The sequence below is a fragment of the Kitasatospora purpeofusca genome, from assembly GCF_000718025.1.
GTDB classification, from domain to species: Bacteria; Actinomycetota; Actinomycetes; order Streptomycetales; family Streptomycetaceae; genus Kitasatospora; species Kitasatospora purpeofusca.
Genome location: NZ_JODS01000006.1, coordinates 13,586 through 31,288 on the forward strand (window position 1 = coordinate 13,586; position 17,703 = coordinate 31,288).

16 protein-coding genes and 3 tRNA genes are annotated in these 17,703 nt (G+C 71.2%); 16 read left to right on the forward strand and 3 right to left on the reverse strand.

The window, feature by feature from the left end; all coding sequences use genetic code 11:
* Positions 1-25: 25 nt before the first annotated feature.
* On the reverse strand, positions 26-1,297 hold the full coding sequence (locus IF01_RS0111470; protein WP_030393242.1) for an amidohydrolase family protein: 1,272 nt from the start codon (positions 1,295-1,297) through the stop codon (positions 26-28).
* A gap of 239 nt (positions 1,298-1,536) precedes the next feature.
* On the opposite strand from IF01_RS0111470, the gene IF01_RS0111475 reads away from it, so the two are divergent.
* The 6 genes from IF01_RS0111475 to IF01_RS0111500 all read left to right on the forward strand — a co-directional run bounded on the left by IF01_RS0111475 (position 1,537) and on the right by IF01_RS0111500 (position 4,143).
* Positions 1,537-1,609 (forward strand) — tRNA-Thr (locus IF01_RS0111475).
* A gap of 43 nt (positions 1,610-1,652) precedes the next feature.
* A tRNA-Met gene (locus IF01_RS0111480) sits at positions 1,653-1,725 on the forward strand.
* 84 nt (positions 1,726-1,809) lie between these two features.
* The gene (gene rpmG / locus IF01_RS0111485; RefSeq protein ID WP_006604855.1) at positions 1,810-1,974 is read left to right on the forward strand and encodes a 50S ribosomal protein L33; all 165 of its coding nucleotides are present in this window, start codon (positions 1,810-1,812) and stop codon (positions 1,972-1,974) included.
* Positions 1,975-2,103: 129 nt separating this feature from the next.
* On the forward strand, positions 2,104-2,565 hold the full coding sequence (locus IF01_RS0111490) for a MaoC family dehydratase N-terminal domain-containing protein (protein ID WP_030393243.1): 462 nt from the start codon (positions 2,104-2,106) through the stop codon (positions 2,563-2,565).
* A gap of 5 nt (positions 2,566-2,570) precedes the next feature.
* Positions 2,571-2,993 carry a MaoC family dehydratase gene (locus tag IF01_RS0111495; RefSeq protein WP_030393244.1) on the forward strand — a complete coding sequence of 141 codons (423 nt, stop codon included), beginning with the start codon at positions 2,571-2,573 and terminating at the stop codon, positions 2,991-2,993.
* Positions 2,994-3,096: 103 nt separating this feature from the next.
* On the forward strand, positions 3,097-4,143 hold the full coding sequence (locus IF01_RS0111500; RefSeq protein ID WP_030393245.1) for a UDP-N-acetylmuramate dehydrogenase: 1,047 nt from the start codon (positions 3,097-3,099) through the stop codon (positions 4,141-4,143).
* A 25-nt stretch (positions 4,144-4,168) separates the two neighbouring features.
* On the opposite strand, the gene IF01_RS0111505 is transcribed toward IF01_RS0111500, so the two are convergent.
* The gene (locus IF01_RS0111505) at positions 4,169-5,197 is read right to left on the reverse strand and encodes an adenosine deaminase (protein ID WP_030393246.1); all 1,029 of its coding nucleotides are present in this window, start codon (positions 5,195-5,197) and stop codon (positions 4,169-4,171) included.
* Positions 5,198-5,339: 142 nt separating this feature from the next.
* Positions 5,340-6,584 (reverse strand): pyridoxal phosphate-dependent aminotransferase, encoded by a 1,245-nt coding sequence (locus tag IF01_RS0111510; protein WP_030393247.1) that lies wholly within the window; start codon positions 6,582-6,584, stop codon positions 5,340-5,342.
* Between the two features lie 257 nt (positions 6,585-6,841).
* Here IF01_RS0111510 and IF01_RS0111515 point away from each other — a divergent pair.
* The 10 genes from IF01_RS0111515 to rpoB all read left to right on the forward strand — a co-directional run bounded on the left by IF01_RS0111515 (position 6,842) and on the right by rpoB (position 17,642).
* A tRNA-Trp gene (locus tag IF01_RS0111515) sits at positions 6,842-6,914 on the forward strand.
* Between the two features lie 147 nt (positions 6,915-7,061).
* The gene (secE, locus tag IF01_RS0111520; RefSeq protein ID WP_030393248.1) at positions 7,062-7,394 is read left to right on the forward strand and encodes a preprotein translocase subunit SecE; all 333 of its coding nucleotides are present in this window, start codon (positions 7,062-7,064) and stop codon (positions 7,392-7,394) included.
* A 211-nt stretch (positions 7,395-7,605) separates the two neighbouring features.
* On the forward strand, positions 7,606-8,514 hold the full coding sequence (gene nusG, locus IF01_RS0111525; protein ID WP_078879887.1) for a transcription termination/antitermination protein NusG: 909 nt from the start codon (positions 7,606-7,608) through the stop codon (positions 8,512-8,514).
* A gap of 167 nt (positions 8,515-8,681) precedes the next feature.
* Positions 8,682-9,116, forward strand: coding sequence for a 50S ribosomal protein L11 (gene rplK, locus IF01_RS0111530; RefSeq protein ID WP_030393250.1), 435 nt, complete (start codon positions 8,682-8,684; stop codon positions 9,114-9,116).
* 76 nt (positions 9,117-9,192) lie between these two features.
* Positions 9,193-9,915 carry a 50S ribosomal protein L1 gene (gene rplA / locus IF01_RS0111535; RefSeq protein ID WP_030393251.1) on the forward strand — a complete coding sequence of 241 codons (723 nt, stop codon included), beginning with the start codon at positions 9,193-9,195 and terminating at the stop codon, positions 9,913-9,915.
* Positions 9,916-10,097: 182 nt separating this feature from the next.
* Positions 10,098-10,928, forward strand: a complete 831-nt coding sequence (locus IF01_RS0111540) for a hypothetical protein (RefSeq protein WP_030393252.1) — start codon at positions 10,098-10,100, stop codon at positions 10,926-10,928.
* Positions 10,929-11,073: 145 nt separating this feature from the next.
* Positions 11,074-11,952: an SCO4651 family lipoprotein gene (locus IF01_RS0111545; protein WP_030393253.1), complete on the forward strand. Its 879-nt coding sequence runs from the start codon at positions 11,074-11,076 to the stop codon at positions 11,950-11,952.
* Between the two features lie 350 nt (positions 11,953-12,302).
* Complete coding sequence (gene rplJ, locus IF01_RS0111550) at positions 12,303-12,866, forward strand: 50S ribosomal protein L10 (RefSeq protein WP_030393254.1); 564 nt, start codon at positions 12,303-12,305, stop codon at positions 12,864-12,866.
* 90 nt (positions 12,867-12,956) lie between these two features.
* Positions 12,957-13,340 carry a 50S ribosomal protein L7/L12 gene (rplL, locus tag IF01_RS0111555; protein ID WP_030393255.1) on the forward strand — a complete coding sequence of 128 codons (384 nt, stop codon included), beginning with the start codon at positions 12,957-12,959 and terminating at the stop codon, positions 13,338-13,340.
* Positions 13,341-14,165: 825 nt separating this feature from the next.
* On the forward strand, positions 14,166-17,642 hold the full coding sequence (gene rpoB / locus IF01_RS0111560) for a DNA-directed RNA polymerase subunit beta (RefSeq protein ID WP_030393256.1): 3,477 nt from the start codon (positions 14,166-14,168) through the stop codon (positions 17,640-17,642).
* The last annotated feature ends 61 nt before the right edge of the window (positions 17,643-17,703 follow it).

A 17,703-nucleotide genomic window follows, 5' to 3' on the forward strand; every position in this document is an offset into this window, starting at 1 on the left:
GCCCCGATCACCCGTCCGGCCGGGTTCAGCCCCCGTCCGTGCCGTCCGACTGCCGGGGCAGCGCCAGGGCCACCGTGTCGGCGAACTCCCGTACCGCGCTGGTCCGGCTGACGACCCGACCGCTGTGCACCACCAGCCGGCTGTGCCCGCCCGCCAGCGCCCCGGACAGGCTGTCCCCGCGCACCGCCAGCAGCTCGGCCGGGAAACCGGCGTCCACCCGCACCGGCGGCAGCCCGAGCGCCAGCCGCGCCTGGTTGGAGACCGCGTCGTACGCCGCGTCGGGGTCCAGCACCCCGGCCGCCGCCAGCAGGTACGCGGCCTCCAGCGGGTCCGCCCGCCCGACCGGGTTGGCGCCGTCGCGCAGCGAGCCGCTGCCGGCCGCCAGCGGCACCCGGGCCTTCAGCAGGTCCCGCAGCTGCCCGGGTCGCAGCCCGCTCGCCAGGCCCTCCAGCCCCGAACAGCCGCCGTTCTGCGGCAGGCAGACCACCCGGACCCCGCTGTTGGCCAGCACCGTCGCGGCGCCCGGCGCGAGCGCCCCGCAGGGACCGACCACCACCCGGGGCCGCAGCGGGGCGAGCGCCCCGGCCAGCCGGGCCAGCTGCACCGGATCGGCGGCCGTGGTGTGCAGGTCCACCGGGCAGTCCGCCTCCCGGGCGGCCTCCAGCAGCAGTTGGACGTAGCCGGCCGGGTCCGGGTCCAGTTCGGGGCAGCCGCCGGCGGCGGTGGCGCCCAGCTTGAGCGCCTCCCGCAGCTGGGCCCGGCCGTCCGCCCCGGCCCGGCCGGTGAGCAGCCGGGGCATCGCGACGGCCTGGAGGTCGGCGAGGCCGCGCAGCGCCTGCTGGGAGGTGAGGACCGCCTCCAGCCGGCGCAGCCCGTGCACGTCGCCGATCCGGACGTGGGTGCGCTGGGCGGTCGCGCCGTAGCCGAGCGAGGTCAGGGCGGCCTCGGTGACCCGCCGGGTGAGCTCGGCGGGGGTCTCCGGCGGCGGGGTGGGCAGGGCGGCGGAGAAGGCGACGTCGTAGTGCGCGTGCGCCTCGGCCGGGGCCGGCAGCAGCAGATAGCCGCGCAGGTCGATCCTGGCCCCGGTGGTGACGGTGGGGCCGCCGGGCACGGCGGGCAGCGGGCCCAGTCCGCCGGCGGTGCCGACGGCCTGGATCCGGTCGCCGCTGATCCGTACGTCCACCACCCGGCCGTCCGCCAGCCTGGCCCCGGTGAGCAGCAGGACGGGCCCGTGCCCGAGCGGGTTGGCGGCCGGTCCGGGTCCGGGGTGCGGTCCGTCGGCGGCTGCGCTGTCCATCGCCCGGCTCCTTCTGGCGTCCGGTTCCTGCTCGGGTCAATGAGCGACGAGCCTACGGCGGGCGGACCCGGGGCGCCGGGAGGCGGGCAATAGTCGTATCGGCTCGGGGCGCGCCTCCGGGGGGCCGGTCGAACGCCGGACCTTCGATCGCTCGCCCGTACGCCTCGCCGACCTGCGGACTTCGCCGCGGGATACGGATTTCACCTCTGGGCGCGGAACGTGTAATCTCTTCCTCGTTCGCCCCTATAGCTCAGTCGGTAGAGCGTCTCCATGGTAAGGAGAAGGTCTGCGGTTCGATTCCGCATGGGGGCTCTGGTGAGAAGGAGTCGGCTTCGGCTGTGCTCCGGATCACTGTGGCGGTGTAGCTCAGTTGGTAGAGCAAGCGGCTCATAATCGCTGTGTCACCGGTTCAAGTCCGGTCACCGCTACCCCGCGTAGTCGGTCGGGGGATCACACTCCCGGTCGGCTACTCTTGTCTGTGTTCTTATTCATTGTCCAAGGAAGGCACTCCCGTGGCTGCCACCGATGTCCGCCCGAAGATCACGCTGGCCTGCGTGGAGTGCAAGGAGCGGAACTACATCACCAAGAAGAACCGGCGTAACGACCCGGACCGTCTTGAGATGAAGAAGCACTGCCCCCGCTGCAACTCGCACACCGCGCACCGCGAGACCCGCTGACCCTGCTCGCAGGGCAACGGGCCTGTGTGACCAGGTCTACGACTCCGGGCCGCATCCCTCATTTGGGGGTGCGGCCCGGAGTCTTTTGTGTTCGAACCGACTGTCCGCCGCGTTTCCTAGGAGCTGCCGATGGCACTCGACCCTTCCTTCATCGGGCGGACCTATCCGCCCACCGAGCCCTACGAGGTCGGCCGGGAGAAGATCCGCGAGTTCGCCGTCGCCGTGGGTGACGCCAATCCGGTGTACGTCGACCCGGAGGCCGCCAAGGCACTCGGCCACCCGGACGTGATCGCGCCGCCGACCTTCCCGATCGTGCTCACCATGCGGGCCTCCGGCCAGGTGGTCCAGGACCCGGAGCTGGGTCTCGACTACAGCCGGGTCGTGCACGGCGACCAGAAGTTCAGCTACACCCGCCCGGTGCGGGCCGGTGACCGGCTGACCGTCTCGGTCACCGTCGACAACATCAAGTCGCTGGCCGGCAACGACGTGCTCACCGTGCGCGGCGAGGTCGCGGACGAGTCCGGCGAGCACGTGGTGACGTCGGTCATGACCCTGGTGGCCAGGGCCGCCGACGAGAAGGCGGGGGAGTGAGCCCGATGGCGATCGGATACGACGAGGTCGAGGTCGGCACCGAGCTGCCGGCGCAGTCCTTCCCGGTGACCAGGGCCGCGCTGGTGCAGTACGCGGGCGCCTCCGGCGACTTCAACCCGATCCACTGGAACGAGAAGTTCGCGCTGGAGGTCGGCCTGCCCGACGTCATCGCGCACGGCATGTTCACCATGGCCGAGGCGGTCCGGGTGGTGACCGACTGGGTCGGCGACCCGGCCGCGGTGGTCGAGTACGGCGTGCGGTTCGTCCGTCCGGTGCCGGTGCCCAACGACGGCACCGGCTCGGTGGTCGAGGTCACCGGCAAGGTGGCCAAGCTGCTCGACGACCGCAGGGTCCAGGTCGACCTGCTGGCGACCTACCAGGGCCAGAAGGTGCTCGGCATGGCCAAGGCGGTCGTCCGGCTCGGCTGAGCCCGCGCCCCTTCGCCCCGCCGCGCGGCTCGGGGCACCCCGCCCGCTCCGGCCCGGGCCCGCCCCGGGCCGGGCGGGGGCGGGCTCCCCGTACCCTGGGGGCGTGCTGGAAGAACTCGACGCCCCCCTCGCCCCGCTGACCACCCTGCGGCTCGGCGGCCCGGCCCGCCGCCTGGTGACCGCGCACACCGACGACGAGGTGGTCGCCGCCGTCCGCGCCGCGGACGCGGCGGGGCAGCCGCTGCTGGTGCTCGGCGGCGGCTCCAACCTGGTGATCGGCGACGCCGGCTTCCCGGGCACGGTGCTGCGGATCGCCACCACCGGTTTCGCCCTGGACGGCACCGTCCTGGAGCTGGCGGCCGGCGAGGTCTGGGCCGACGCGGTGGACCGCGCGGTCGGGGCCGGACTGGCGGGGATCGAGTTCCTGGCCGGCATCCCCGGCTCGGCCGGTGCCACCCCGGTGCAGAACGTCGGCGCCTACGGCCAGGAGGTCGCGCAGACGATCACCGAGGTGGTCGCCTACGACCGCCGGGCCGACGAGGTGGTCACCCTCCCCAACGCCGAGTGCGCGTTCTCCTACCGGCACAGCCGCTTCAAGGCGGACCCCGAGCGCTATGTGGTGCTGCGGGTCCGCTTCGGACTGGAGGACGCCGCCGGGCTCTCCACCCCGGTCCGCTACGCCGAGGTCGCCAAGCACTTCGGGGTGGCCCAGGACGAGCGGGTCGACCTGCGGGCGGCGTACGCGGCCGTGCTCGGGCTGCGGGCCGGCAAGGGCATGGTGCTGGACCCGGCGGACCACGACACCTGGTCGGCGGGCTCCTTCTTCACCAACCCGGTGCTGGGCCCCGAGCAGTACGCGGCCTTCCTGGCGCTGGCCGCCGAGCGCGAGCTGACCGCCCCCGCCTACCCGGCGCCGGACGGGCACACCAAGACCTCGGCCGCCTGGCTGATCGACCGGGCCGGCTTCGGCAAGGGCTACGGGAGCGGTCCGGCGACCCTCTCCACCAAGCACACCCTGGCGCTCACCAACCGCGGCGCGGCCACCACCGAGGACCTCCTCGCGCTGGCCCGGGAGATCCGGGACGGCGTGCGGGCGGCCTTCGGCGTGGAGCTGGTGAACGAGCCGGTGATGGTCGGCGTCAGCCTCTGAGCCGCGCGGGCCCGCTGTCCGGCCCTCAGGCCGTCAGCCAGGTGTCGATGTCCGCCAGCAGTTCCTTCCGCACGCTGTCCGGGGCTACCGAGCCGCGCACCGACTGCCGGGCCAGCTCGGCCAGCTCGGCGTCGGAGAAGCCCAGTACGTCGCGGGCCAGCTCGTACTGGTCGGCGAGCCTGGCGCCGAACAGCAGCGGGTCGTCGGCGCCGAGCGCCAGCGGCACCCCGGCGTCGAACAGCCGGCGCAGCGGGACGTCCTCCGGGCGCTCGTAGACGCCCAGCGAGACGTTCGAGGACGGGCAGACCTCGCAGGTCACCTGGCGGTCGGCCAGCCGCTGCATCAGCCGCTCGTCCTCGGCGGCCCGCACACCGTGGCCGATCCGGCCGGCGCCGAGGTCGTCCAGGCAGTCCCGGACGGACTCCGGGCCGGCCAGCTCGCCGCCGTGCGGGGCGGCCAGCAGTCCGCCCCGGCGGGCGATGTCGAAGGCCCGGTCGAAGTCGCGGGCCAGGCCGCGGCGCTCGTCGTTGGACAGGCCGAAGCCGACCACGCCCCGGTCGGTGTAGCGGACGGCGAGCCGGGCCAGGGTCCTGGCGTCCATCGGGGACTTCATCCGGTTGGCCGCGACCAGGACCCGGATGCCGACCCCGGTGGCGGCGGCGGCCTGCTCCACCGCGTCCAGGATCAGTTCCAGGGCCGGGATCAGCCCGCCCAGCCGGGGCGCGTAGGAGGTCGGGTCGACCTGGATCTCCAGCCAGCGGGAGCCGTCCCGCCGCTCGTCCTCGGCGGTCTCCAGCACCAGCCGGCGGATGTCCTCCTCGTCGCGCAGGACCGAGCGGGCGGTGTCGTAGAGGCGCTGGAACCGGAACCAGCCGCGTTCGTCGGTGGCCCGCAGCCGGGGCGTCTCGCCGGAGCTGAGCGCCTCCGGCAGCCGGACCCGGTGCTTCTCGGCCAGTTCCAGCAGGGTGGCCGGGCGCATCGAGCCGGTGAAGTGCAGGTGCAGGTGGGCCTTCGGAAGGTCCCTGACGTCTCGCGGGTTCAGCAGGCGTTCCATTCACGAATCCTGCCGTATCGGGGCCCCCTACGGGAACCGCCCTCTTCCCAGCCCCCGAAGGGGTGAAAAGAGGGCGGTCCGGTCAATCGGTGTTGACGTCACGCGTCGAGGCCACCGCGAGCGGGCCCCGGGCGGGGAGGGTTCAGCGGGCCTCGGCCAGCAGCTTCTGGATCCGGCCGACACCCTCGGCGAGGTCGGCGTCGCCCAGGGCGTAGGAGAGCCGCAGGTAGCCGGGGGTGCCGAAGGCCTCGCCGGGAACGACCGCGACCTCGACCTCGTCCAGGATCAGCGAGGCCAGCTCGGCGGAGGTCTGCGGACGCTGCCCGCGGATCTCCTTGCCCAGCAGGGCCTTGACGGACGGGTACACGTAGAAGGCGCCCTCGGGCTCGGGGCAGAGCACGCCGTCGATCTCGTTGAGCATCCGGACGATGGTGCGCCGGCGCCGGTCGAAGGCGGTGCGCATCTCGTGGACGGCGGAGAGGTCGCCGGCGACGGCGGCCAAGGCGGCGCGCTGGGCCACGTTGGAGACGTTCGAGGTGGCGTGCGACTGCAGGTTGGTCGCGGCCTTGACCACGTCCTTGGGGCCGATCACCCAGCCCACCCGCCAGCCGGTCATCGCATAGGTCTTGGCGACACCGTTGACCACGATGGTCCTGTCCGCGAGCTCCGGCAGCAGGGCCGGCAGCGAGACGAACTCCGCGTCGCCGTAGACGAGGTGCTCGTAGATCTCGTCGGTGAGCACCCACAGCCCGTGCTCCAGGGCCCAGCGGCCGATCTCCTCGGCCTCGGCCCGGGTGTACACCGCGCCGGTCGGGTTGGACGGCGAGACGAAGAGCACCACCTTGGTGTTCTCGGTGCGGGCGGCCTCCAGCTGCTCCACCGAGACCTTGTAGCCGGTGGTCTCGTCGGTCACGACCTCCACCGGCACGCCGCCGGCGAGCTGGATCGACTCCGGGTAGGTGGTCCAGTACGGCGCCGGGACGATGACCTCGTCGCCCGGGTCGAGGATCGCCGCGAACGCCTCGTAGATCGCCTGCTTGCCGCCGTTGGTCACCAGCACCTGGGAGGGGTCCACCGCGTAGCCGGAGTCGCGCAGCGTCTTGGCCGCGATCGCCTCCTTGAGCTCCGGCAGGCCGCCGGCCGGGGTGTAGCGGTGGTTCCTCGGGTCGCGGCAGGCCTCGACGGCCGCCTCGACGATGTAGTCCGGGGTGGGGAAGTCCGGCTCGCCGGCGCCGAAGCCGATGACGGGCCGGCCGGCCGCCTTGAGGGCCTTGGCCTTGGCGTCCACGGCGAGGGTGGCGGACTCCGCGATCGCGCCGATCCGGGCGGAGACGCGGCGGTCGGCGGGGCGGACGGAACGGTCGGGCTGCGGGGTGGAAGCGCTCATGCCTGCATCGTCGCAGACCGCACACCGCCCGGGCATGGCGGTTTCACGATATGTACGGGAGCGTCCGCATGGCGGCCGGGTCGGCCCTGGTGACGGCCCGAAAAGAAGAGGTTCGACCAAACGCCCTTCGACCCCGTACACTCACTGATCGACGGCCACCGAACGAACCGGAGCCTCCACCGCCGCACAGAAACTGTGCGGGGATCGGCGGAAGATACGGTAGGTTGGTCGTCACTACTGGGGCCGCGAGGTTCCGTAGGGCAATAGCTCAATTGGTAGAGCACCGGTCTCCAAAACCGGCGGTTGGGGGTTCAAGTCCCTCTTGCCCTGCTGCTCGATTCGTCATCAGCCCGTTCGCTCCACAGAGCGAGCGGGCTTGATGCGGAGAGGGCGCCGATCAGCACCGCTAGCCGGCCGCTCGTGCCTCTTCGGGTACGCAGTCGACGCTCGGCAGGACCCGGATTCAGGTGAGGACGAGTGACGGAGACCACGGGCTCCACCGCAACGCCTGAGAGCGGCAACCCCGAGGGGGCCGACGGCGCTGCCGAGACCACCCCTGCGGAGGGTGATTCGCGCCGCAAGCGCTCTGGCGAGAAGAAGTCCGGCAAGCGGGCCAAGAAGGGCGTCTTCGCCCGTCTCGCCCTCTTCTACCGGCAGATCATCGCCGAGCTGCGCAAGGTCGTCTGGCCGACCCGCAACCAGCTGGTGAGCTACACCACGGTCGTGGTCGTGTTCGTCGTGGTCGTGATGGCCTTCGTGTCCGGCCTCGACTACGGCTTCTCCAAGGCCGCCCTCTGGATCTTCGGCTGACCAAGCCGTTCCACCTGTGCGTACAACCTCCCGACCCGGGCCGGTCCTCGGCCCGGGTCGAGCTGTCTGCGTCGGAGGTACGGGGCCGCTACCGTTGACTCGGTACTGTTGAAGTCTTCGAGGCGAACTTCCGGCGACCGCGTGAGCGGAGCGGAGCCGGACCGTCGCGGAGCGTGCCACCTTCACCATCTCCAGGAAAGAAGCAGCCACCGTGTCTGAGTCCCCCCTGTACGACGCCGACGAGACCGTCCTCGAGGCGGATGTCGCCGCCGAGGACGCGGCCGAGCTGGCTGACGCCGTCGAGTCCGACGAGCAGCAGATCGTGGACGCGGTCGACTCCGACGAGGACGAGGTCGAGGCGTTCGACGAGGCCGAGGCCGGCGAGCCGGCCGAGGACGTCGCGCTGCACGTGGAGACCGAGGAGGAGCTCGTCGAGGACGCCGCCGACGAGGACGCCGAGGACGCCGAGGACGAGGACGCCGCCGAGGAGGCCGCCGAGGAGGAGGCCGTCGAGGTCGACCCGGTCGCCAAGTTCCGCGAGGACCTCCGGTTCATGCCGGGCGAGTGGTACGTGATCCACACCTACGCCGGCTACGAGAACCGGGTGAAGCAGAACCTGGAGCAGCGCGCGGTCTCCCTCAACGTCGAGGAGTACATCTTCCAGGCCGAGGTGCCGCAGGAGGAGGTCGTCCAGATCAAGAACGGCGACCGCAAGACCATCCGCCAGAACAAGCTCCCCGGCTACGTCCTGGTGCGCATGGACCTCACCCCGGAGTCCTGGGGCGTCGTGCGCAACACCCCCGGTGTCACCGGCTTCGTCGGCAACGCCTACGACCCGTACCCGCTGACCCTGGACGAGGTCGTCAAGATGCTCGCCCCCGACGTCGAGCGCCAGGCGGCCAAGGAGGCCGGCAAGCCCTCGCCGATCAAGCCCAGCGAGATCCAGGTCCTCGACTTCGAGGTCGGCGACTCGGTCACCGTCACCGACGGCCCGTTCGCGACCCTGCAGGCGACCATCAACGAGATCAACCCCGACTCGAAGAAGGTCAAGGGCCTGGTCGAGATCTTCGGCCGGGAGACCCCGGTCGAGCTCTCCTTCGACCAGATCCAGAAGAACTAGTCCCATCGGTCTTCGGATTCGGGGCGGGCCTGCGGGCCCGCCCCGAATCCGTTTTGGTCCAGCGACGCCGAGGCGTTAGCCTGGTCCGATGTGTGTGCTGGCGACCGGGTGTCGCCCCGTGTCCGCGCACACACCAGCAATCACCTCTCGGAAGGACCCGGAGAGACATGCCTCCCAAGAAGAAGAAGGTCACGGGGCTTATCAAGCTCCAGATCAACGCCGGTGCGGCGAACCCGGCTCCGCCGGTCGGCCCCGCGCTGGGTCAGCACGGCGTCAACATCATGGAGTTCTGCAAGGCCTACAACGCTGCGACCGAGTCGCAGCGCGGCATGATCGTGCCGGTGGAGATCACGGTCTACGAGGACCGTTCCTTCACCTTCATCACGAAGACGCCGCCGGCCGCGCGCCTCATCCTGAAGGCCGCCGGTGTCGAGAAGGGCTCGAGCGAGCCGCACAAGACCAAGGTCGCGAAGCTCACCGCCGCCCAGGTCCGTGAGATCGCCACGACCAAGATGCCCGACCTGAACGCCAACGACCTGGACGCCGCGTCCAAGATCATCGCCGGCACCGCCCGGTCGATGGGCATCACGGTCGAGGGCTGATCACCCTTCTCGTCCCCGTGGTAGGGCCCGCGCAGGCCCGTGACACCACAACTCCATTCACCATTCAGGAGCAGCTATGAAGCGCAGCAAGGCCCTGAAGGCCGCGGACGCCCAGGTCGACCGCGAGCGCCTTTACGCCCCCCTCGAGGCCGTCCGCCTCGCCAAGGCGACCAGCACCAGCAAGTTCGACGGCACCGTCGAGGTCGCCATGCGTCTGGGCGTCGACCCGCGCAAGGCCGACCAGATGGTCCGCAGCACCGTGATCCTCCCGCACGGCACCGGTAAGACCGCTCGGGTCCTGGTCTTCGCGACCGGCGAGCGTGCCGAGGCCGCGCGTGCTGCGGGCGCCGACATCGTCGGTGCCGACGAGCTCATCGACGAGGTCGCGAAGGGCAAGCTGGACTTCGACGCCGTCGTCGCCACCCCGGACCTCATGGGCAAGGTCGGCCGCCTCGGCCGCGTGCTCGGTCCCCGTGGTCTGATGCCGAACCCGAAGACCGGCACCGTCACCCCGGATGTCGCCAAGGCTGTCAACGACATCAAGGGCGGCAAGATCGAGTTCCGCGTCGACAAGCACTCGAACCTGCACTTCATCATCGGGAAGACCTCCTTCTCCGACGAGCAGCTGGTCGAGAACTACGCCGCCGCGCTGGACGAGGTGCTCCGCGCCAAGCCGTCCGCCGCCAAGGGCCGCTACATCAAGAAGACCGCGTTCTCGACCACCATCGGCCCCGGCATCCTGGTGGACCCGAACCGCACCCGCAACCTCCTCGTCGAGGAGGACCCGGCCGCGGTCTGATCGCAGCCGACCTTCGTACGGCGGGCCCGTACCCCCTTCACCGGGGGTGCGGGCCCGCCGTCGTTTCCCGATCGATACCCCCTGCCGGGGGAACGGGCGCGCGGTCCGTCGTACGCTCGGCCGGTCCGCCCGCGCGTTCCCGGCCGAGGGAGCCCGCCGCCGTCCGACCGCCGGAGTGTGCCGTGCCCGCCCTTCGCCCCGCCGCCAAGGGGGCGGCCCTGCTGCTGCTCGCCGCAGGCCTCACCGCGTGCAGTGTGCTGGCCGTCTCCGGCGACCGAACCCCGATCAGCGACCGGCCCACCGTCCGGCCGCCCCGGCAGGTGCTGCTGTCCGCCTCGCAGCGGCTGGACGACGCCGGCGGGGCGCGGATCCAGGCGGTCGAGGAGGGCCCGTCGGGGCGGCGGAGCGCGAGCGGAACGGTGTCCTGGGGCGCCCACGACTCGGCCGAGCTGACCGTCACCGACGAGCTGGGCACCGGGCGGCTGCGGGGCCGGGACGGCGCCCTGGACCTCGGCTACACCGGTGCGGCGCCCCGGACCGCGGACCGGGACCGGGCGGAGTCGCTGGACCCGCGCGCCGTCCCCGGCGGACAGGGCGGCTGGTCCGGGGGCTGGATCACCGGTCTGCTCGCCAATCCGGGCGGGTCGGCGCGCCTGATGGCGCTGGCCGGCAAGCTCACCCCGCTGGGCGGCGAGGAGCTGAACGGCGGGACGGTCGCGCACTACCGGGGCGCCGCGCCGGTCGCCGACTACTTCGGCGCCGAGGAGGGGCTGAGCCCGGCCCGGCTGAACGAGATGCTCGACTACTACGAGCGGCGCGGGGTCGCCGCCGTCGAGTACGACTTCTGGGTGGCGCCGGGGGACCGGCTGCTGCGGGTGCGGTCCACGGTCAAGGGCGCGTCCGGCGCCGTGGTGACCACCACGGACATCACCGAGGGCGCCGAGCCGGCCGAGGGCGCCGCGACCGACGCGCCCGCCGGGGCTGCCGCCGCGCCGCCGACCCCCGCGGGCTGAACCGGCCCCGGCGCGGGACGGGAGGTGCGGCCGAGTGGCGGGGGGTGCCACGGAGCCGCGCGGGACCGGGTGGCAAGGTGGGCGGGAGCGGACGGGCCGGCCTGGGTGGCCGTCCGCCGAGGACGGATCCGACGGGGAGGCCTGGATGGCGGTGCGGCAGCGGCTGGCGGCGGTGGTCGCCGCCGCGGTGCTGGCGGGCGGCCTGAGCGGCTGCGGCGGGGCGGACGGCCCGGCCCCGGCCGGCTCGCCGAGCGCGTCCGGCGCCCCGACGCCGACGCCCAGCAGCGCCTCCCCGACCTGGCCGGCCAAGCCGACCGACCGCTCGCCGCACGGCGTGCTGCTCTCGGCCCAGCTGGCCATGCAGACCGCGCGCCGGGCCAAGGTGAGCTACCGGCTGGGCTCGGACGCCGGCTCCGGCCCGCTGTTCTGGCAGCCGAAGACCGCGCTCCAGGTCAAACGTTCCACCCCGGCGGCGGCCGAGCAGCTGATCGTCGTGGACACCGTCGCCTACGAGGGCGGCGACGCGGCCACCGCGGCCCGGCTGGGCGGGCGGCACTGGGAGCGGTTCGCCGGGGCGCCGGGCCCGGACGGGCACCGGGAGATCCCGTACGCGGGGCTGATCGACCTGCTCAACCCGGTGGTGGCGCTGGCCGCCGCCACCGCCGACGGGACCACCGCCCAGTACGTCGGCGAGGAGAAGTTCGAGGACTCCACGGTGGAGCACTACCGGGTGAGCACCGACGCGGCCCGCTACGCGGCGGCGCAGACCCAGCTGAGCCCGGCCCGCCGGGAGGGCCTGCGGACCGCGCTGGCGCCCGGCGGCTCGGCCTCGCTCACCCTGGACCTCTGGCTGAACGACAAGGACCAGCTGGTCCGGCTGCAGCGGACCGGGGCGGGCGACAGCGGCCGGCTGGACGACTCGGTGCTCTACACCGAGCCCGGCGGCCCGCTCTCGGCGCAGGCCCCGGCCGAGTCGGACACCGTGGACACCGGCACCCGCAGCACCCCGCCGACGGCCCGCTGAGCCCGTCCGGCCGCCGCGGCCAGGGGCGATTTGCCCCGGACGGCGGCGTCCGGCTACTGTGGCGGAAGCCAAAGACCGCTGGTTGTCGCGCTGCCCCCGTCAGGGAGTGCGTGACCGAAGGATCCGCGCCTCGTGCGCGGGCAGCCCGCGCAGGATTGTTTGGAGCTTTGACCTCCGGGTCGCGTGCCTCGCACGCGGACCCGTCGAGTTCACCACGAGCCCCGTGCGCCTGCGCACCGGGGCTCATCTGCTTTTCCGCAGAGGTTCTCCTCCGTCCGGTGGTCCGAGGCGCGAATGGTCGACTCTCGCGGTCGGCCTGATTTCGACATCACGGAAGGAGGCGTAAGCCTATGGCTAGGCCCGACAAGGCTGCTGCCGTCGCCGAGATCACGGAGCTTTTCCGTGGCTCGAACGCTGCGGTGCTGACCGAGTACCGCGGTCTGACGGTGAAGCAGGTCAAGACCCTGCGTCGCTCGCTGGGCGAGAACGCCCAGTACGCCGTGGTGAAGAACACGCTGACCAAGATCGCGGCCAACGAGGTCGGGATCACGGAGCTGGACGACCTGTTCGCCGGTCCGACGGCTGTCGCCTTCGTCACCGGTGACCCGGTGGAGTCGGCGAAGGCTCTGCGTGACTTCGCCAAGGAGAACCCTGCTCTCGTCATCAAGGGCGGTGTCCTTGACGGCAAGGCGCTGTCCGCCGACGAGATCAAGAAGCTCGCGGACCTCGAGTCCCGCGAGGTGCTGCTCGCCAAGCTGGCGGGTGCCATGAAGGGCAAGCAGTCGCAGGCTGCCGCGCTCTTCCAGGCCCTGCCCTCGAAGCTCGTCCGCACGGTCGAGGCCCTTCGGGAAAAGGTCGAGCAGGGCGGTGCCGGTACGCCGGCTCCCGCCGCCGAGGAGACCGCGGCCGAGTGATCGGCCGAGGCTCTGCCTCGCTGCGGGCCCGTACGCCCGCCAACCCGTACATCCGGCACCACCTGCCGATTTAGTGGAAGGACGCCAATCATGGCGAAGCTGACCCAGGACGAGCTGCTCGCGCAGTTCGAGGACCTGACCCTCATCGAGCTGGCCGCCTTCGTGAAGGCCTTCGAGGAGAAGTTCGACGTCACCGCCGCCGCGCCGGTCGCCGTTGCCGGCATCGCCGGCCCGGGCGTCGCTGCCGAGGCCGTCGAGGAGCAGGACGAGTTCGACGTCATCCTCGAGGGTGCCGGCGACAAGAAGATCCAGGTCATCAAGGAGGTGCGCACCCTGACCTCCCTCGGCCTGAAGGAGGCCAAGGACCTCGTTGACACCGCTGGTGCCAAGGTCCTGGAGAAGGTTGCCAAGGACGTTGCCGAGAAGGCCAAGGCCGCTCTCGAGGGCGCCGGCGCCAAGGTCACCGTCAAGTGACTCGCCGCCCCCTCTGAGGGGGCAGTGGGCCGGGCCGACCACCCTTGCGGGTGGTCGGCCCGGCTTTTTGCGTTTCCGGCCCCGCACCGGCCGGCGCCACGCCGGTGGGCCCGGCCGGTTCCGGGCCGCTGTCCGACCTCCGCCCCGGTGGCCGCCGGGCCCCGGGAGGGCCGTTCCCCGGGCCCTCCCCGGCCGGTCCGCGGCGGGTCCCCGGCGGGTCCGCGGCCGAACGCACCGGTGTGGCCGATCGGGCACTCGGCACTGTCGGTGCGGACGGGTATGGTGATCGCTGTCATCGGCTACGGCCCCGACCACGGCTTCTGTAACGCCGGGGTGGCCCGGAGCGATGAACGGGACGAGGCCCGCACCGGAGGCGGGCCCTTGACGAACCCGGCGGGCGCGCGCGATTCTCGAGGCGCGAGTCCGCCCCGGTTGGTCGACCGCCGGATGCATAACCGGCGGCTCCGGAGGGAAGTGACTCCACGTGAGTCGTGGGCCCGGACGAGTCCGGGCCGCTGCAGTACCCGGAGGGCGTTCGCGCCCGCCGGCTACCGGGAGGAGTCTCCGATTCGGTCTCCGAATCAGAGCTGGACAGCAGTGTCGCCTTTGGCTACACTGTCCCTTTGCGCTGCCTGTTAGCTGCTCCGTGACTCGTCGCCCGGAGTTTGCGTTGCCCTGAAGGGGTCTGGCACCGCCTCTGCAAAACGGCTCTGACCTGAGGTTTCGACCTCGGCGGAGGCCAGTGGAGTGGAGGTGGGACCGAGCCACTGAAGGCCCGGCCGGTACGCGCGTAGTGAGCTCCGAGCCCTCGGAAGGACCCCCCTCTTGGCCGCGCCGCGCAACGCCTCGAACAATTCCGCCGCATCCACCGCCCCGCTCCGCGTCTCGTTCGCGAAGATCAAGGAGCCCCTCGAGGTCCCTAACCTCCTGGCCCTGCAGACCGAGAGCTTTGACTGGCTGCTCGGTAACGCGGCCTGGAAGACCCGGGTCGAGCGGGCGCTGGACAACGGTCAGGACGTCCCCACGAAGTCCGGTCTGGAGGAGATCTTCGAGGAGATCTCGCCGATCGAGGACTTCAGCGGGTCGATGTCGCTGACCTTCCGCGACCACCGTTTCGAGCCGCCGAAGAACTCCATTGACGAGTGCAAGGACCGCGACTTCACGTACGCGGCCCCGCTCTTCGTCACGGCCGAGTTCACCAACAACGAGACCGGTGAGATCAAGTCTCAGACGGTCTTCATGGGCGATTTCCCGCTCATGACCCACAAGGGCACGTTCGTGATCAACGGCACCGAGCGTGTCGTCGTGTCGCAGCTCGTCCGCTCGCCGGGCGTGTACTTCGACTCCACCCTGGACAAGGTGTCCGACAAGGACATCTACTCCTGCAAGGTCATCCCCTCGCGCGGTGCCTGGCTGGAGATGGAGATCGACAAGCGCGACATGGTCGGCGTTCGCATCGACCGCAAGCGCAAGCAGTCGGTCACCGTGCTGCTCAAGGCCCTCGGCTGGACCAACGAGATGATTCTCGAGGAGTTCGGCGAGTACGAGTCGATGCGCGCCACCCTGGAGAAGGACCACACCCAGGGCCAGGACGACGCGCTGCTCGACATCTACCGCAAGCTGCGTCCCGGGGAGCCGCCGACGCGCGAGGCCGCGCAGACGCTGCTGGAGAACCTGTACTTCAACCCGAAGCGCTACGACCTCGCCAAGGTCGGCCGCTACAAGGTGAACCGCAAGCTCGGCAACGCCGAGTCGCTGGACTCCGGTGTGCTCACCGAGCCCGACATCATCAACGCGATCAAGTACCTGGTCAAGCTGCACGCCGGCGAGGTCGACTGGCGTGACGAGACCGGCCGCGACATCGTGGTCGAGGTCGACGACATCGACCACTTCGGCAACCGCCGCCTGCGCAACGTGGGCGAGCTCATCCAGAACCAGGTCCGTACGGGTCTCGCCCGTATGGAGCGCGTCGTGCGCGAGCGCATGACCACCCAGGACGTCGAGGCGATCACGCCGCAGACCCTGATCAACATCCGGCCGGTCGTCGCCTCCATCAAGGAGTTCTTCGGCACCAGCCAGCTGTCGCAGTTCATGGACCAGACGAACCCGCTGTCGGGCCTGACCCACAAGCGCCGTCTGTCCGCCCTCGGCCCCGGTGGTCTGTCCCGTGAGCGGGCCGGCTTCGAGGTCCGTGACGTGCACCCCTCGCACTACGGCCGCATGTGTCCGATCGAGACCCCCGAAGGCCCGAACATCGGTCTGATCGGCTCGCTCGCCTCCTACGGCCGGGTCAACGCGTTCGGCTTCATCGAGACCCCGTACCGCAAGGTCATCGAGGGTGTCGTCACCGAGCAGGTCGACTACCTGACCGCCGACGAGGAGGACCGCTTCGTCATCGCGCAGGCCAACGCCCCGCTGACGGCGGAGCTGACCTTCGCGGAGCCGCGTGTCCTGGTCCGCCGCCGCGGCGGCGAGATCGACTACATCCCCGGCACCGAGATCGACTACATGGACGTCTCGCCGCGCCAGATGGTGTCGGTCGCGACCGCCATGATCCCGTTCCTCGAGCACGACGACGCCAACCGCGCGCTCATGGGCTCGAACATGATGCGCCAGGCGGTGCCGCTGCTGAAGAGCGAGGCTCCGCTGGTCGGCACCGGCATGGAGTACCGCTGCGCCGTCGACGCCGCGGACGTCATCACCGCCGAGAAGGCCGGTGTCGTCCAGGAGGTCTCGGCCGACTACGTCACCGTGGCGAACGACGACGGCACGTACACCACGTACCGCGCCGCCAAGTTCACCCGCTCCAACCAGGGCACCGCCTTCAACCAGAAGGTGCTCGTGGACGAGGGCGCCCGGGTCGAGTCCGGCCAGGTGCTCGCCGACGGTCCTTGCACCGACGAGGGCGAGATGGCCCTCGGCAAGAACCTGCTGGTGGCGTTCATGTCCTGGGAGGGTCACAACTACGAGGACGCGATCATCCTGTCGCAGCGCCTCGTGCAGGACGACGTCCTCTCCTCGATCCACATCGAGGAGCACGAGGTCGACGCCCGTGACACCAAGCTGGGCCCGGAGGAGATCACCCGGGACATCCCGAACGTCTCCGAGGAGGTCCTCGCCGACCTCGACGAGCGCGGCATCATCCGCATCGGCGCCGACGTCGTCACCGGCGACATCCTGGTCGGCAAGGTCACGCCCAAGGGCGAGACCGAGCTGACCCCGGAGGAGCGCCTGCTCCGCGCGATCTTCGGCGAGAAGGCCCGTGAGGTCCGCGACACCTCGCTGAAGGTGCCGCACGGTGAGTCCGGCAAGGTCATCGGCGTCCGCGTCTTCGACCGCGAAGAGGGCGACGAGCTGCCCCCGGGCGTCAACCAGCTGGTCCGCGTCTACGTGGCCCAGAAGCGCAAGATCACCAACGGTGACAAGCTTGCCGGCCGTCACGGCAACAAGGGCGTCATCTCGAAGATCCTGCCGGTCGAGGACATGCCGTTCCTGGAGGACGGCACCCCGGTCGACATCATCCTCAACCCGCTGGGTGTCCCGTCCCGAATGAACCCGGGACAGGTCCTGGAGATCCACCTCGGGTGGCTCGCCAAGCAGGGCTGGGACGTCTCCGGCCTCGCCGACGAGTGGGCCCAGCGCCTCCAGGCGATCGGCGCCGACCAGGTCGACGGTGGCACCAACCTCGCCACCCCGGTCTTCGACGGCGCCCGCGAGGACGAGATCACCGGCCTGCTGGACCACACCACCCTCACCCGTGACGGTGAGCGCCTGGTGAACTCCACCGGTAAGGCCCGGCTGTTCGACGGCCGCTCCGGCGAGCCGTTCCCGATGCCGGTCTCGGTCGGCTACATGTACATCCTCAAGCTGCACCACCTGGTCGACGACAAGCTGCACGCCCGTTCGACCGGCCCGTACTCGATGATCACCCAGCAGCCGCTCGGTGGTAAGGCGCAGTTCGGTGGTCAGCGCTTCGGTGAGATGGAGGTGTGGGCCCTCGAGGCGTACGGCGCGGCCTACGCGCTGCAGGAGCTCCTCACCATCAAGTCCGACGACGTCCTCGGCCGTGTGAAGGTCTACGAGGCCATCGTCAAGGGCGAGAACATCCCCGAGCCCGGCATTCCCGAGTCCTTCAAGGTGCTCATCAAGGAAATGCAGTCGCTCTGCCTCAACGTGGAGGTGCTGTCCTCGGACGGCCAGTCCATCGAGATGCGGGACTCCGACGAGGACGTGTTCCGCGCCGCCGAGGAGCTCGGCATCGACCTGTCCCGGCGCGAGCCGAGCAGCGTCGAAGAGGTCTGACGGAGGCCGGGCCGGCTGCTCACCGAGCAGCCGGCCCGCCCCCAGGCCCCCCTCAGACCAC